The following is a 14,681-nucleotide window of genomic DNA, read 5'->3' on the forward strand; positions in this document are numbered from 1 at the left end:
TTAATTATGTTAGACGATTAACGCTCTTAATTTATTGGGAACGTTTGCAAGATTGATTTTTCGCCAATCTCGCTATTCAGTCAAAGAATAGTGGGAAATTATGTGAGATTGATCTGCTAATTTTTTTTGCTAAACCGTTTGAGCAAAGTGGATTTTGTTGAGGGATATGCTATTTTTGCAAACAATCCCAATAACTTATCATGAGTCTACTATGGCTAGTTTACACGATGTGGCTAAATTGGCAGGCGTGTCAAAATCGACCGTTTCTCGCGTTATCAACGATGAATATGGGGTTAAAAAGGCGACCAAAGTCAAAGTAATGAAGGCGGTAGAGGAAGTGGGCTATGTGGTCAACCAAGTTGCCAAGGATCTTAAATCACAAAAAACAAATTTGGTCGGAGTCATCGTTCCACGTGTTTCGTCGCACGCAACAGCGCAAGGTGTCGATGGCCTAAGTCGAATCTTTGAGTACGCTAACAAACAAGTGCTCCTCGCCAGCACTCAACAATCAGATGACAAAGAAATTCAATATATTCAATTGTTTAATCAGAAGCGTGTTGAAGGAATTGTCTTATACGCAACGCATATTGACAAAGCATTAGTCAAAGCCATTAATCAATCTCAAGCTCCGGTCGTCTTGGTTGGCCAAGATGGGTCGTTGTTTAATATCCCCAGTATTGTCCATGATGACCTAAGGGTCGGTTTTGAAGCGGGTAATCGTTTGTTGGCGGCTGGATGTCGTCAGATTGGTTTTATTGGTGTCAACGACGAAGATTTAGCCGTCGATAAGCTTCGCTCTGAAGGCCTTAAACAAGCGTTAGAAATGGAAGGGAAGTGTGATCTACTATTCCATTGTCATGGTGAATTCAGTATCGAGTCGGGTTATGCCAATATGAGGCGTCTACTTGAAGATTACCCGCAAGTAGACGGTGTGTTTTGTGCCACAGATAGAATCGCGGTCGGGGCTATCAAAGCTCTCAAAGAAGCGGATATTGATGTTGGACAAGGCGTTAAAGTGTTGGGAGTGGGTAATGACGAGCTCGGGTACATCAACTCACCAGGTCTTTCTACATTTAATTATGCCTTTGATAAAGCAGGAGAAAGCGCTGCTAAGATACTATTGGACCTCATTGATGGTACTCCTGCTGTGATGAGTAAAGTCGTTCTCACTTTCCAAAATATTTACCGCGAGACATGCTGAGTACTCCTTTAATGTTGAGTAAAACCTGACCACTGTGTCAGGTTTTTTTGTTGGTTTGATCGCGAGACTGAAGAGCAGGATGTGGTTTTAGCTTGTAGTTGAAAAACAGATAGAGTATTTTTGCAAACGTTCCCAATTTTTAGGTGAGTGGCAATGTCTGTTGAACGATATATTTCTATCTGTGGTGGTATAAGCAATATTCAGCGCGTATTAGCGCCGCAAGACACGTTGATTTTTACAGTGCGAGATTACCGCTTAGTTAGCGATAGTGAATCGATTGTATTACTTGAGAATGTATTAGGTGAGGATCAGGTCACTTTTATTCGGCCCAATACCGTTGGGGCTGATGAACTGTTATCGATCGGGCGTCTTATTGAATCTCAACAGCGAGAGCATATGGCTCCTTGTTTACCAGCGCAGGCGTGCTCGTACCGACCTAACTGGCATGTTTCCCCACCACAAGGCCTCCTAAATGATCCGAATGGTTTTATCTACCATAATGGTGAGTACCATCTTTTCTACCAATGGTACCCATACGCGTGCGAGCACAAAGATAAACATTGGGTGCACTTAACCAGTTTAGATTTAGTTAATTGGCATTGGCAGTCAGTGGCGTTGACACCATCAGATTGGTTTGACTCTCATGGTGTTTTTTCCGGTCATGCGCTGAGTCATAATGGTGAACTGATGCTATTTTATACAGGCAATGTGCGTATTGGTCAGCAGAGAGAGCGACACACCACTCAATGTTTAGCTACATCAACCGATGGCCGTCAGTTTACGAAACTTGGCCCGGTGATTGATGCCCCTCCTGTAGGAGTTACGGCGCACATTCGCGATCCAAAAGTGCTACGAAACCATGACCAGTGGATGATGCTACTCGGTGCTCAAACCTCTGCACTCAATGGTCGTTTGGCCGTATATCGCTCAGATGACTTACATCAATGGCAGTTTGATGGCCTATATGGCGATGAGTTCGGGTCGTTTGGCTATATGTGGGAGTGTCCAGATATGTTCGAACTGGACGGGCAAACCATGGTTGTCATTGGTCCTCAAGGTATTGACTCTCCTTCAAAGCACCATCATGTTCCTCATCACAATGGCATTGCTAAGGCTAAGTGGGATAATGATACTCACTTTAGCCTGACGGAGTTTGAGCATCTCGATCATGGTTTTGATTTTTATGCACCTCAGACGTTATTGACGCCAGATGGACGACGGATAATGTGTGCCTGGATGGGGTTACCAGATGAAATTGACCAGCCGTCAGTAGAAAGTGGTTGGTTACACCAACTTACCGCAATGCGTGAGCTAACCTTAAAGCGAGGTAAGCTTATTCAATGGCCTGCAAAGGAGATAGAGCGGTTATACCAACCAGCCAAAACGATTTTGCTCAGCGAGAAACGTCACCGATTAGCGAACAACGCATTTGATATGACCATTGAGCTAGAGTGGGGCGATAAACTTTGTCTGTTTGCCGCAGATAATCAACAGCTCACCCTCGAAGCACAAGTCAAAAATCGGCTTTTAGTGTTAGATCGCTCGCAAACGTTAAACAGAGCGGGTGACAAATTACGTGAATTGCATTTAGCCAGTGATCGTGTTCAACTGCGTATCTTGGCCGATACTTCATCAATAGAAGTGTTTGTCAACGGGGGAGAAGCGGTCATGACCTCGAGAGTATTTGTTGAACCATCTTCAACAGGGATTTCATTGATAGGTGTACCGAGAATCGCTCAAATTCGAGCTATCAATAAATCCACTGAGCCATTTTCTTTGCCAGTGGTGTGAATTTAAGAGGTAAAGGGTCTTATGGCAATAGCCCGCTTACACAAGCCTGTCGACCAAGAGAATATCGCGTTCTCATTTGTCGCGCGCCAGCCAATATTAGATCAGCAGCAAGAGTTAATTGCGTTTGAGCTTTTGTATCGTGATGGAGAAAAAAACGCTTTTCCCGTCGATATCAGTAGCAGCCAAGCCACCAGAAAGCTTCTCGCTGAGCAGTTGTTGGGTTACCAGTCAAAAGTTCTTGGCGAGTGCCGAGGGTTTGTCAATTTCAGCTATGACTGTTTGATTGAGGGAATTCCATTCGATTTTCCAAGCGATGCGCTGGTTGTCGAGGTGCTTGAAACCTGCGCACCAGATGACAAATTGTTTGCTGCATTAATTGAGCTAAAGCAAGCGGGATATACCATCGCACTTGATGATCATATTGAGAGCTCAGATTGGCATCGTTTCTATCCACTAGTTGATATCATTAAGATTGATATCCAGCAAACTTCATTGCTCAAGGCACGAGGGTTAATGGATAAACTGGTTGATCACGATATCTGCTTTTTAGCTGAGAAAGTAGAAACGAATCAAGAATTTCAACGTGCTAAAGATTTTGGCTTTGAATTGTTTCAGGGTTACTTTTTTACTAAGCCCGAGATAATCAAGAACCGGAAAATTAATACCTCATTTAATGATCTGGTCCGCTTAACCCAATGTTTGGCCGAGCCGAAAATTGATTTTGATGAAGTCAGTGTTATTGTCTCGCGCAATCCGGTGCTCTCTCATCAATTACTCAATTTTGTCAACGCGTGCAGCGCTCTCAATACGCCGATAAAGTCGCTCAAACAAGCGGTAGCGTATTTGGGTGAAGACAAACTGAAGAAGTTTGCCTCCTACGCTGTGATCTCTTCATTTGCACCAGGTAAGCCGAGTGCCCTCTACTTGCTGTCACTTCATCGAGCGAAGATGTTTCAATTGATGATGGCTTACCTTAAGGGGCCTGAGTTAGTCAACAGCGCTTATTTGTGTGGATTATTATCGTTGATCGATGCGATTCTCGACGTTGATCTTAAAACCGCGTTAAATAAGATTAAACTTGATAGCAGCATTAAACAGGCGCTACTGCAAGGTGAAGGTATGTTAGGTGAACTATTGGCTCTAAGTCAGTCAATTGAAGCTTCACAATGGCAAGAAATAGAACACATTCGCCACCAACTCGGCGTCAATGAACAAGAGATTATTGCCTGTAACGTTGAGGCGGCAATTTGGTTAAAAGAGTTACACCTTAACCTTTAATCTAGTAATTAGATCTTAACAACCAGCATGAATGCAACCGTCAATGAGCCCCAGATTATTCGTGGGGCTTTTGCTGAGCGGTTAAATATAAGCTTTGAGCTCTGCTTGAGTTGGCAGTGCTGTCATTGCGCCTTTTTGTGTGGTCGCTAACGCACCGCAGCCGTTGGCCCATTGAACGGCCAATTCGATTGTTGCGTCGTTTTTCCACTCGTCGGATTGAGACAACTGCGCCAGCAAGCCGCCTACAAAGGCATCGCCAGCACCTGTGGTATCAACCGGCTTGACTGGTTGGCCTGAGATCAGGCGCTGGGTGTTGTTGTACACAACCAATGCGCCTTTAGCTCCTTGAGTGACAAGCACTAAGGTGTTGCGGTACGGTTCGATAGCCGCAAGCCCAGCGTCTAATGAATGAGTATCAGTAAGGTACATCAGTTCATCGTCAGAAAACTTAATCACATCAGCCAGTTCAATCGCTTGATGCACAACCGACTTTAACTGCTGTGGCTCAGCCCAGACTTCTTCACGTAGATTTGGGTCAAAGCTGACATAGCCGCCCGCTGACTTGATGCGACGCATGGCTTCTAGTGTCGTGCTTCGGCTTGGTTCATTAGCCAGTGCGATTGAACAGACATGTAGCCACTGACCAGTTTTAAAAGGTGGAATGTCTTGTTCAACCAAAAATTGATCAGCGCTGGGTTTAACCATGAAAGTAAAACTGCGTTCACCACTGTCATCTAAATCAACGATCACCGTCGAAGTGCGCTGCGCGTCGTCGAGTAACATAAACTGTGTATCGACGTTTTCTTCACGCAGAGTTTGTTGCATGAAGCGCCCAAGTGGGTCTTGCCCCACACGACCAAAAAAGGCGCTCTGCCCACTGAGCCTTGCGACTGCGACCGCAACATTTGCTGGCGCACCCCCCGGACATTTTAAATAAGTCGATGGTGACTGTGGAATTAAGTCGACGACTGCGTCGCCAGTAACCCAAACTTTGTTCATGTGGTTGCCTCTAATGTTCAATGACGATAAGCTAATTATAGAGCTAAAACGGTTTAGCTCGCTACTAAATCGACGCTATAATTTCTGAGCGAGCGACAAGTTGTGATCCAAAGCGATCTTTTTTAATTTGGTTTACAGCGGACGCGCTATTGAATTTTTAAAGCATTAGAATTCTTGCCTAATGGCAGTAGAATAAAACAGAAGAGCAACGCCATCATTACCCAAATAACGAGCGATAACGCAGGAAAATAATGACAATAAAAAAGGTTAAGCTAGCAGATATCGCAGAGCTTGCAGGCGTTTCCAAGTCTACGGTTAGTTTTGTGCTCAACGGTCATGCCCAAAAGCATCGCATTAATGAAGAGACCGTCAAAAAAGTGCAAGCTATTGCGAAGGCGAATAACTACTCGCCCAGTAGTTACGCTCGGGCATTGAAGTCTAAACAGACCTACACCGCAGGTTTAGTTATCCCAGATTTGACTAATATGGGTTTTGCTACCATTGCCAAACACCTTGAGACTTATTGTCGCGCGGCGGGCTATCAACTGTTAATTGCTTCATCGGATGACGATCTTGAGACCGAAATGGCGGCGATCCAGAGCTTAATCGCGAGACAAGTCGATCTACTATTGGTTGCCAGTTCGATGACAGATCCAAGCTATTTAGAGCAAATAGGACAAAATACGCCAGTGATTCTGTTTGACCGAGTGATAAAAGGAACGACATTATCCAGTGTGACAACAGACGCTGCCGCCGCAACTCAACAGGTGGTGGAAAAGCTTGTTCAGGGCGTCGACGAGTGTATTTATATTGGTGGGCAACTTGAGTTGTCACCGAGTATTGATCGTTTCACTGGTTACCAAGCTGGATTGAAAGGCGCGGGATTAGAGTTTAAAGCGGCTCATGTCTTTAGCCAAGATTATCAGCCGCAATCGGGCTATCAAATGCTGGCTCAGGCGTTCCAAGAATTAGCCAGACCGCCCCAAGCGATTTTCACCGCGTCTTATTCACTGCTTGAAGGGGTATTGCGTTATCTCACGGAGCACAACATGCTGCAAGCGGACATTCGCCTCGCAACCTTTGACAACTACGATATTTTAGATTGTCTACCGTTCCACATTCACTCGGTCGAGCAGGACTGTCAGCTTATTGCCCAGACGCTGTTTGAGACCAGCCGAGCGTTAATACAAACGCCGGATCGTCGATCGGAAACGCGGGTTCTGCCGGCTAAAGTCCATTTTAGAAGTCGCGCGAAGTCAGTGTGATGCCACACTGACCAAATTGCCACTGCGCTGCTTACGGATAGCTATCAATAACTGCACTAACAGCAAGACTCCCGTAACGCCGAGACCAATCCCAATTCCAGCCCAGATGCCAGTGAGTTGGTAGCCGGGCATCAGTAGCCAAGCGGCAGGCAAACCAAACAACCAATAACCGATGGCGGTTAATAGTGTTGGTCTCATTACAATTTTCATTCCACGTAATAGGTTAATCGCTAGCAACTGCCAAGCATCAACAATAAATGACAGAGCAACAACCCACAGAACGAGATTGAGCAGTGTACTGAGTTCACTATCGAGGTTGAAAAAGTGTGCGATCACCTCTGGCCATAAGATAAAACCACCAGCAAGAACAACACTCAGCAGTGTGGTAATACCGAAGCTGCGAAGTGCGGTTTGTTTAATTCCCTGATAGTTTTCGGCCCCAAAATCTTGCCCGACCAAAATAGCCGCCGCTTGTGAGAAGCCGAAATTAATATTCCAAGTAAAGCTTAAACTTTGCAGTAAAATCTGATGCAGCGCGAGCGCAGCAATACTGATCGTTCCCGCCATCAATGTTCCGCCATAAATCAAACCATGTTCAAGTAGCGCTGCCATTGCAATAGGCAGTCCCATCGCGAGCAGTGGCGTCAATAAAGACCAAGAATACTCCTCGCGGTTGTGCCAAGGGGCAAAAGAGAGATATTCCGGACGTTTAAACACCCATGCGCCGTAACCAATGGTGACGATCAACGCTGCCAATGCGGTGCCAGCGCCAAGCCCAGTCAGACCTAAATCTAGGCTAAATGCGAGTACGTAGCTAATCGGAACATTAAGCGTGACAGTCAGAAGTGACATCACCATGATGGAGCGAACATTGCCAAAAGCGCTGGTCAATCCTCGCAATACTAACAGCAATAGAGAAGGCAACATGGCCCATTTCAAAGCGTTGACATACTCCATCGCAGGTGCAACCAGTTCGCTCGGTTGTTTTGTCGCAGCCAGCAACTGTGGCACAAACGCAAAGCAGAGGCTTAGAATCACACTCAGGATAAAAGACAGCAAAACGGCGCCTTTAATCGCAAGGCGAATTTGTTGATTGCCGAACTCGGGGCGCGCTACACGTTGACCATAGGCGATGGCGACTAAGTTAGCGACGCAGCCGATGCTGCTACCCGCGATGATAAAAACAAAAGAGTAGATAGAGGCACCCAAACCACCTGCTGCAAGGGCTGACACACTCAGGCGTGACATCATCCAAACGTCGGTTAGAACCAACGCCATTGAGATCATCTGCGAGATAATTAACGGAACGGCGAGTGAGAGAATTTTCTTCATTGTTTGCCTCGTGATCATTATCACATAAAGGTAAGGTTTCTCCCTCTGGTGTTCAAGTGACATTTATGCCACATTAGCATGAGTTCAAGTTATAGGAGATAGGTGTGAGGCCTTATTCAAATCTACCTTACTCACACAACAGCTTAAAAGTCTTTGAGGCTGTGGCGCGATTGATGAGTTTTACTAAAGCGGCTGATGAGTTAAATGTCACGCAAAGTGCGGTGAGCCGTCAGATTAAGCAGCTCGAACAAGAGTTCAATGTTGTGCTTTTAATTCGCAAGCATCGAGCGATTGAGCTCACTGATCAAGGCCGCGATCTGTTCGAGGTGTTACGGCAGCACTTCCATAACCTAGATGCATTAATTGCCCAGTGGAAAGCGCCCGCCAAAAAACGCATTGTGATCAAAAGTGCGTTAAGTTACGCCACCCGAGTTTTGATCTCCCATGTCGCGTTTTTAAACGAGAAATATCCCGAACATGAAATCGTCATTATTCCTTCGATTGAGGAAGCCCCGGTCCTGGAGCAAGAGGATTGTGACTTGTTGATCATCAATACACGTCAGCATGAGCGCTATTTACATAAACCGGGAGTCACGTTTTTGCGCGCTGAATATATGGCGCCAGTCTATGCTGAGCTGCTTTCAAAGCGAGATCTACGCATTCAAGACGTTTTGGCTTTGCCTCATTTGCATGCCACATTGGATCATCAAGACTGGAAGTTATGGTTGGCGAACGCTGCACTAGAGGGGCAGAACAAAGGTCGAGATACGGTGTTTTTTAGTCTAGATCTTGCCCTTAGTGCTTGTCTGTCGGGACAGGGAGTGACGGTTACCGATCTGCTTTTAGTCTTACCTGAGCTTAAACGCCAGTTTCTCAAATGCCCTAAAGACATTGCTCTTCAGCACAGCGATTGGCATTACTATTGCTATCAACGTAATCACTCGCCTGTAGCGAATGAGATCAAGCAATGGCTCCTTGCGCAAACTGAGGCGGACATTGCCGAGCTAAAACGGCTGAGCGACAAGTTTGCGTGGAGTACTTTGGATGTTGAGTTCTAGTCGGGGGGTGACTGTTAGCTCGCGATGTCGAAACTGGGTAGCAAACCAAACTGCTGTTTGAGCTGGGTCAGAAACGTTTCATCTTCACACATCGCCTTTTCTGGCTCATCACTTATTTTTGCCACCGGGCCATCACTGCAGCGCGTCATTTTCACTACCATAGAGAGCGGTTGATACGTCACGCCATCAACCGTCCAGTCGCCCATATCATTGGCGAGAAAGGTTCCTATACCGAAGCTTACCTTAGCTTTACCTGCAAAGTATTCTGCAATATCTAGCGCTCGGTCAAAATTAAGGCCATCAGTAAAAATGAGTACTTTAGAGGTTGGATCAATACCGAGCGACTGATAATGGGCGATGATTTTGTCACCCCAAGTGAATGGGCAGCCTGAATCGTGACGCACGCCAGCATAAGCCGCAGCTCGTTCGAAAGTAAAATCCTTTAGAAAGGCTTCAATACCGATGGTGTCGGTCAAGGCGATACCTAGTTTGCCATCAAATAGTGTTTGCCAATGATCAAGCGCGGCCTTTTGTGAGTCGCGAATGTTAACCAGTTGCTGGTGGGCCATAAACCATTCGTGCGCTACAGTACCAATCGGCGTTAAGTTAAACTCCCGCGCTAGGTGATAGTTACTGGTGCCAGAGAGTAGGTCGGGCACATTATGGCGTAGGTAGTTGACCACTTCACGCTGCACCTGAGCACTGAATCGGCGTCGGCTACCCATTTCAGAAAACTGAAAGTGGCCGATCCCACGCTGAGCTAACTGTGATGTTAAATGAGTGATTTTACGTTCAAGCACATCGGCAAAATGAGAATATGAAATATCAGCCCAAAAGCGGCGACTGCGCACTTCAGAAATGATGCTCATCACCATGGTTTCGTAAAGAATGGTTTGATGCCAAAGTCCTTGGATAGAAACACGTAACTGGCCACTCTCTGTGGTGGTCACTGTCACTTGCTCACTAGGTTTAAAGCGAAACTCAGCTAAGTAATTCAAGAAATCCGCATCAAGGTAATCGGCTTGTTGGTTTAAGTAGTGAATGTCATGGTCACTAAAACGGCATTCTTCAAGTTGGGTAATCTCAGCCTCGACTTGTTCGGCTAATGCCGCCAAGCATTCGTTTGACCTTACGATTAGCTCGTAACGAACCTGCGTACGCGGATAAAGCTTAAACGCGCCAAACATCATATTGATCTTATACACATCCAGATCAAGTGCGCTTTGGATAATACGGTCATTAAAAAGCACGGCAGTCATCAAGCCAGTCCTATTACATTTACAGGCGATCAATAGGTCAAACTTTAAGTAATGCTATTTAGTTTGTCAAACTATGTTACTAACTAGATGTGTAAAAACAATGTTTCGCTTAAGCGTTATACTTACTATTAACTCTAGTGATTACAGTGTGTAATACAGTGACTCCTAGATTAATGATAAGGTTAATCACAAATGGTTACTTTCTATTTGACCTTGGCTAAGGCAATGATAAAGTAGGTCACACGTTAGGAAGAAGAGAGCAATAAATGATCGTCACGATCGACATGATTTGTCTTCGACTCGCAGAGCAAGGTCTGGAAGTTTTGCTCATTAAGCGCAGCAACCCGCAAAGGCCGCATTGTGGTATGTGGTCGATCCCGGGTGGGTTTGTGTTTGAGCATGATTTTGTGAACCAAGGTGGACAACCCGCCGACCAAGATTTTGATGCCGCACGCAGACGGATTTGTCGTCAAAAAATTCACACTTATCCTAATTACATCAGTGAACCAATGGTTGACGGCAACCCCAAACGCGATCCAGACGGTTGGAGTGTGTCCATCGCTCACTATGCCTTACTCAATCACGCCAACATCGATCAAATCGACAACTGTGGTCTGTGCCAGCAACAGCTGCGTTGGTTTGAACTTAAACAGATACTTTGTGATCAGGTTGAGCTTGCCTTCGACCATGCAGAGTTAATTAAATTGGCATGGACAAAGCTCAGAGCTGCGATTGAATATACTTCGGTGGCGCTTTTTGCGCTTGAGCCTGAGTTTCTCGTCTCCGATATTATTGCGGCTTACGCAAAATTTGGCGTTGAAGTAAATCGCATGACCGTCAAGCGTCGCCTGATTGAGACCGGCGTGATTGTCAGTGCCAACAAACTTGCTTCAACCAACAAAGGCAAAGGGGGAAAGCCTGCACAGGTTTACCGTTTGGCCGAAAAACGTGTGAGTTACTTTCAGACTTGTCTGCGTTAACAGCAAAGGAGTAGATAATGCCAATACCAACCATAGTTCTTGACCAAAGCAAAACCGCTTCTATTGATGTTGACCCACAGAAAGGGTTTAGTGAGTTGTGCCCCAATGAACTGCCTGTACAAGGTGCGTTAGAGATCGTTGAACAACTAAAACGTAACCACACCATGGCCAGTTTAAAATTAGTTTCACGCGATATGCACCCGCCGGGCGCGGCTTGGGAGGCCACATCGCCTGATCAAATGTTACAGCCTGTTGGTCTGCCAGAAGTGGATATTAAGTGGAACCCTCACTGCGTGGTCGGTACGCCGGGCGTTGAGCTACTTCCGGGTCTACCTGCGATTCGTGACTATGACTTTCAACTCAATAAAGGCATAGATCCTGACGCTCACCCTTATGGTGCGTTTTATCATGATCAGGCTGATACGCTTTCGACCGGTGGGATTGAGTTCTTGCGTGCTCACCAGATTGAGACCGTCATTGTTGGTGGGCTTGCGCTCGATTTCTGTGTTAAAAAATCGGTTGAGCAGTTGCTTGATGCGGGTTTTAACGTCGTGCTTAACCTTGCATCGACTCGAGCAGTGTTTGCTGACAATACTCAAGCCGTTGTCGCCGAACTAGAGCAAAAGGGCGCTTTGGTCGTCGAAAGTGCCGAGGCATTACGCTAGCCATCTACTTTTTGCATTTTAATGGCGCCTTAAGCGCTCCGTTGGTGCTCTTGGGTAATTTGTTAACCATCTCGTTATTACTGCTAAGTAATATTTCTACAATGTCTAAATCGACTGCTGTGGCGTTAAGGTGGCTTTGACTTGCGCTTTTAACCAACGCAGCAGATCACGATAACGATCTGTTTGCGCAAAGCTTGCTGGGCATACCAACCAATAGCCAGTTTGTAATTTCACTGGCGGACCAACGGCCTCAATAAAACCTGCCTTAAGATCTTGTTCGATTAACAAGGTTCGTCCTAGTCCTATGCCCATGCCATTAATCGCGCCCTGCAGCATAAGGTCGGCGCGATCAAACTGGTAACGATGTTGTTTGGTCGAGTAGGCAATGCCAAGTTGCATAAAGTACTCACGCCAATTAAATCCCGTGCCATCGTCTTTGCCCCGGCGATCTTCTAGTAGTTGAAGCGCATTGTCAGCCAAATCTTCTATGTGCTTGATACTTGCGGTTAGGTTCGGCTTCGCGACAGGTTGTAACTGTGAATGACATAAACGCACCGCGTGCAAGCCAGGATAAGGCCCCGAACCATATCGAATTGCTGCATCAACTGCGCCACTGGCGAAATCAGTGTGATCATCTTGTACTGTCAGCGCGACATCGACATCATCATTTCTATGAGCGAGCAAAGGGATCAACCACTTCATCGCGAGTGATGAAGAAACACTAAGACGAACTTGTTGGCTTACGTTTAACTGCTCTAATTGCTTAAGTGCCTGTGGCCACAAAGAGACAGCTTGAATGGCAGCTTGACATACAATGTCTCCAGCTGGCGTTGGTTTGAGTTGACGAGTGGTTCTTTCGAATAAGCTTAAACCTAACGCCTTTTCAAGTGAGCGAACGCGATGGCTCACTGCAGATTGTTGAACGCCAAGTATCTCTGCGGCTTTAGTAAAACTTGCCTGTTGGGCAATAACAGCCAACATAGGCGCGGCTTGTGTTAGGCGGTGAGTGAGTTTTTCTTGGTCATTATTCATGAATTAATCTCATGTTTAGATGAGTGTCTATAATAGCCTTGTATCATTATATTTAACAAATATTCAATCGATACTAGGAAGTAAATAAATGAACTCAACTCATCAAACAGTCAATGTGAATATCGTTAACGGCTTTGTCGCTAATGGCAAAGGCGGCAATCCGGCCGGAGTGGTGCTCAATGCGGATGGCTATTCTGAGCAGCAAATGATGTCGATTGCTAATAAGGTCGGATTGTCTGAAACGGCGTTTGTGTCCTCATCACAAACTGAAGGGTTAAAATTGGATTTCTTTACCCCAAATCGACGTATCGCCCATTGTGGTCACGCCACTATCGCCGCTTTTTCTTACCTAGCAGAAACAGGCGTTGTGGGCGAAGGCGAAACCAGTAAGGAGACCATCGATGGTCCGCGTAAGGTTGTGATTAAAGAGGGGGCGGCCTACATGGAACAACTGGCGCCTAGCTATAGTGATGCGCGTGATTGGCACCAGTGTGGAGTGACTGAAAATGAGGTACTAGAGGCATTGAATTTGTCGCCCAGTCAACTGGCTAAGGATATGCCAGTGACGCTAGTTAATACTGGCAACAGTTTTGTCATCATAGCGGTCGATAGTGTTAACACTTTGGCGAGTATTGTGCCAGATTTTGCAAAAATTACGGCGATCAGCGACAAATTGGACTTAATCGGTGTGTACGTGTTTACCATCGACACCCCGCAGCAAGTGGATGCAACGACGCGAATGTTTGCGCCACGTTTTGCTATTGAAGAAGAATCGGCAACAGGAATGGCGGCTGGGCCATTAGCGTGCTATCTCTATGATGTAGTTAAAATGAATAAGGCTCACTTTGTCATTCGCCAAGGTGAGTATATGCAGCCAGCGTCACCCAGTGTGATTAATGTTGAATTGAACCTTGATGCAGATCAGATCACCAGTTTAATGGCGGGTGGATTTGGTAAGTTGATGGACCAAAGAAGCGTCGTCATTTAGTTCAGCGGCTTTTACGACATTGTTATGGCGATCAATAGGGAGAACAAAGCGATGTTACACAGAGCGAAAACGGGTTTAGTGATTGTAGATGTGCAAGGCAAGTTAGCTCGTTTGGTCGCCGACAGCAATGAGGTGATAGACAACTGTGTAGCATTGGCGCAAGCCGCGCAGATACTAACGCTGCCTATTGTGTGGTTGGAACAAAACCCAGAAAAGCTTGGCGCAACCGTTGACGAACTTGGTTGCCGTTTGGTCGAGGAACAACCAATAACCAAATTCACCTTCAGCGGTTGCAAACAACCAAGGTTCATCGAAGCGGTCGAACGCGCTGATGTTGATACGTGGTTAGTGTGCGGTATTGAAGCGCATATTTGTGTTTATCAAACAGCGCTTGGTCTGCATAAGCTCGGCTATCAGGTTGAGTTAGTTACAGATTGTGTCTCTTCACGCACATTAAGCAACAAACAATTGGCTATTCGTAAACTTGAACAGCAAGGAGTCATGTCGACCAGTCTTGAGATGGCTTTGTATGAGTTGATTGAAGATTGTCGCGACCCAACATTTCGTTCCATCCTCAATCTAGTCAGATAACGCTACCTTATCGCAGATTGCTCATTGATCGGCCACGGGCCACGTTGTTACCGTGTGACAGATAACGTCGCTGTGAGAGCCAGTATCCGGTAGTAATCAATCCTTCCAAATAGTGACCATTTGCGGCGATAGCATCCGCGGTAGTGGTGCCAAATATGGCGAGAGGAGGTCGACTCCATCGCTGAACAACTGTCATTCAATCGTTAGTTTATCGAGTAGTGTTCAAAATAATCCACTTATGT

The 14,681-nt window shown here is 46.0% G+C and carries 13 protein-coding genes; 9 read left to right on the forward strand and 4 right to left on the reverse strand.

Features of this window, described 5'->3' with window-relative positions; genetic code table 11:
• The first annotated feature begins 211 nt into the window (after nt 1–211).
• The 3 genes from ViNHUV68_RS05725 (at nt 212) to ViNHUV68_RS05735 (ending at nt 4,270) form a co-directional block, all read left to right on the forward strand.
• Complete coding sequence (locus tag ViNHUV68_RS05725) at nt 212–1,201, forward strand: substrate-binding domain-containing protein (RefSeq protein ID WP_391089807.1); 990 nt, start codon at nt 212–214, stop codon at nt 1,199–1,201.
• Nucleotides 1,202–1,354: 153 nt separating this feature from the next.
• Nucleotides 1,355–2,992 (forward strand): sucrose-6-phosphate hydrolase, encoded by a 1,638-nt coding sequence (locus ViNHUV68_RS05730; protein ID WP_391089809.1) that lies wholly within the window; start codon nt 1,355–1,357, stop codon nt 2,990–2,992.
• Nucleotides 2,993–3,013: 21 nt separating this feature from the next.
• On the forward strand, nt 3,014–4,270 hold the full coding sequence (locus ViNHUV68_RS05735; protein WP_391089811.1) for an HDOD domain-containing protein: 1,257 nt from the start codon (nt 3,014–3,016) through the stop codon (nt 4,268–4,270).
• Nucleotides 4,271–4,351: 81 nt separating this feature from the next.
• Here ViNHUV68_RS05735 and ViNHUV68_RS05740 read toward each other — a convergent pair whose 3' ends face one another.
• Nucleotides 4,352–5,269, reverse strand: coding sequence for an aminoimidazole riboside kinase (locus ViNHUV68_RS05740; RefSeq protein WP_391089813.1), 918 nt, complete (start codon nt 5,267–5,269; stop codon nt 4,352–4,354).
• Nucleotides 5,270–5,520: 251 nt separating this feature from the next.
• Here ViNHUV68_RS05740 and ViNHUV68_RS05745 point away from each other — a divergent pair, with 251 nt between their 5' ends.
• Nucleotides 5,521–6,534 (forward strand): substrate-binding domain-containing protein, encoded by a 1,014-nt coding sequence (locus ViNHUV68_RS05745; RefSeq protein ID WP_391089815.1) that lies wholly within the window; start codon nt 5,521–5,523, stop codon nt 6,532–6,534.
• On the opposite strand, the gene ViNHUV68_RS05750 is transcribed toward ViNHUV68_RS05745, so the two are convergent.
• Nucleotides 6,526–7,866, reverse strand: coding sequence for an MATE family efflux transporter (locus ViNHUV68_RS05750; RefSeq protein WP_391089817.1), 1,341 nt, complete (start codon nt 7,864–7,866; stop codon nt 6,526–6,528). The genes ViNHUV68_RS05745 and ViNHUV68_RS05750 overlap by 9 nt on opposite strands.
• A 104-nt stretch (nt 7,867–7,970) precedes the next feature.
• Here ViNHUV68_RS05750 and ViNHUV68_RS05755 point away from each other — a divergent pair, with 104 nt between their 5' ends.
• Nucleotides 7,971–8,924 carry a LysR family transcriptional regulator gene (locus ViNHUV68_RS05755; RefSeq protein ID WP_084185947.1) on the forward strand — a complete coding sequence of 318 codons (954 nt, stop codon included), beginning with the start codon at nt 7,971–7,973 and terminating at the stop codon, nt 8,922–8,924.
• Between the two features lie 14 nt (nt 8,925–8,938).
• Here the strand turns inward: ViNHUV68_RS05755 and pncB are convergent, their stop codons facing one another.
• Nucleotides 8,939–10,183: a nicotinate phosphoribosyltransferase gene (pncB, locus tag ViNHUV68_RS05760; protein WP_391089819.1), complete on the reverse strand. Its 1,245-nt coding sequence runs from the start codon at nt 10,181–10,183 to the stop codon at nt 8,939–8,941.
• A 266-nt stretch (nt 10,184–10,449) separates the two neighbouring features.
• Here pncB and ViNHUV68_RS05765 point away from each other — a divergent pair, with 266 nt between their 5' ends.
• Both ViNHUV68_RS05765 and ViNHUV68_RS05770 read left to right on the forward strand, forming a co-directional pair.
• On the forward strand, nt 10,450–11,163 hold the full coding sequence (locus tag ViNHUV68_RS05765) for an NUDIX domain-containing protein (RefSeq protein ID WP_391089821.1): 714 nt from the start codon (nt 10,450–10,452) through the stop codon (nt 11,161–11,163).
• 17 nt (nt 11,164–11,180) lie between these two features.
• The gene (locus ViNHUV68_RS05770) at nt 11,181–11,828 is read left to right on the forward strand and encodes an isochorismatase family protein (RefSeq protein ID WP_391089823.1); all 648 of its coding nucleotides are present in this window, start codon (nt 11,181–11,183) and stop codon (nt 11,826–11,828) included.
• A 105-nt stretch (nt 11,829–11,933) separates the two neighbouring features.
• On the opposite strand, the gene ViNHUV68_RS05775 is transcribed toward ViNHUV68_RS05770, so the two are convergent.
• Nucleotides 11,934–12,860 carry a LysR substrate-binding domain-containing protein gene (locus ViNHUV68_RS05775; RefSeq protein ID WP_391089824.1) on the reverse strand — a complete coding sequence of 309 codons (927 nt, stop codon included), beginning with the start codon at nt 12,858–12,860 and terminating at the stop codon, nt 11,934–11,936.
• Between the two features lie 88 nt (nt 12,861–12,948).
• On the opposite strand from ViNHUV68_RS05775, the gene ViNHUV68_RS05780 reads away from it, so the two are divergent.
• Together ViNHUV68_RS05780 and ViNHUV68_RS05785 are read left to right on the forward strand one after the other, a co-directional pair.
• Entirely contained in the window at nt 12,949–13,848 is a 900-nt protein-coding gene (locus ViNHUV68_RS05780; RefSeq protein WP_391089826.1) for a PhzF family phenazine biosynthesis isomerase, read from the forward strand.
• 51 nt (nt 13,849–13,899) lie between these two features.
• Nucleotides 13,900–14,439, forward strand: a complete 540-nt coding sequence (locus tag ViNHUV68_RS05785; protein ID WP_038174406.1) for a hydrolase — start codon at nt 13,900–13,902, stop codon at nt 14,437–14,439.
• The last annotated feature ends 242 nt before the right edge of the window (nt 14,440–14,681 follow it).

It is taken from the genome of Vibrio sp. NH-UV-68 (assembly GCF_042940635.1).
GTDB classification, from domain to species: Bacteria; Pseudomonadota; Gammaproteobacteria; order Enterobacterales; family Vibrionaceae; genus Vibrio; species Vibrio pacinii.

What these genes read in the sequence shown, in the direction of transcription:
- ViNHUV68_RS05730 (WP_391089809.1), top strand. Translation starts at nt 1,355, where the DNA reads ATGTCTGTTGAACGATATATTTCTATCTGTGGTGGTATAAGCAATATT.
- pncB (WP_391089819.1), bottom strand. Translation starts at nt 10,183, where the DNA reads ATGACTGCCGTGCTTTTTAATGACCGTATTATCCAAAGCGCACTTGAT.
- ViNHUV68_RS05740 (WP_391089813.1), bottom strand. Translation starts at nt 5,269, where the DNA reads ATGAACAAAGTTTGGGTTACTGGCGACGCAGTCGTCGACTTAATTCCA.
- ViNHUV68_RS05785 (WP_038174406.1), top strand. Translation starts at nt 13,900, where the DNA reads ATGTTACACAGAGCGAAAACGGGTTTAGTGATTGTAGATGTGCAAGGC.
- ViNHUV68_RS05745 (WP_391089815.1), top strand. Translation starts at nt 5,521, where the DNA reads ATGACAATAAAAAAGGTTAAGCTAGCAGATATCGCAGAGCTTGCAGGC.
- ViNHUV68_RS05765 (WP_391089821.1), top strand. Translation starts at nt 10,450, where the DNA reads ATGATCGTCACGATCGACATGATTTGTCTTCGACTCGCAGAGCAAGGT.
- ViNHUV68_RS05725 (WP_391089807.1), top strand. Translation starts at nt 212, where the DNA reads ATGGCTAGTTTACACGATGTGGCTAAATTGGCAGGCGTGTCAAAATCG.
- ViNHUV68_RS05735 (WP_391089811.1), top strand. Translation starts at nt 3,014, where the DNA reads ATGGCAATAGCCCGCTTACACAAGCCTGTCGACCAAGAGAATATCGCG.
- ViNHUV68_RS05770 (WP_391089823.1), top strand. Translation starts at nt 11,181, where the DNA reads ATGCCAATACCAACCATAGTTCTTGACCAAAGCAAAACCGCTTCTATT.
- ViNHUV68_RS05780 (WP_391089826.1), top strand. Translation starts at nt 12,949, where the DNA reads ATGAACTCAACTCATCAAACAGTCAATGTGAATATCGTTAACGGCTTT.
- ViNHUV68_RS05750 (WP_391089817.1), bottom strand. Translation starts at nt 7,866, where the DNA reads ATGAAGAAAATTCTCTCACTCGCCGTTCCGTTAATTATCTCGCAGATG.
- ViNHUV68_RS05775 (WP_391089824.1), bottom strand. Translation starts at nt 12,860, where the DNA reads ATGAATAATGACCAAGAAAAACTCACTCACCGCCTAACACAAGCCGCG.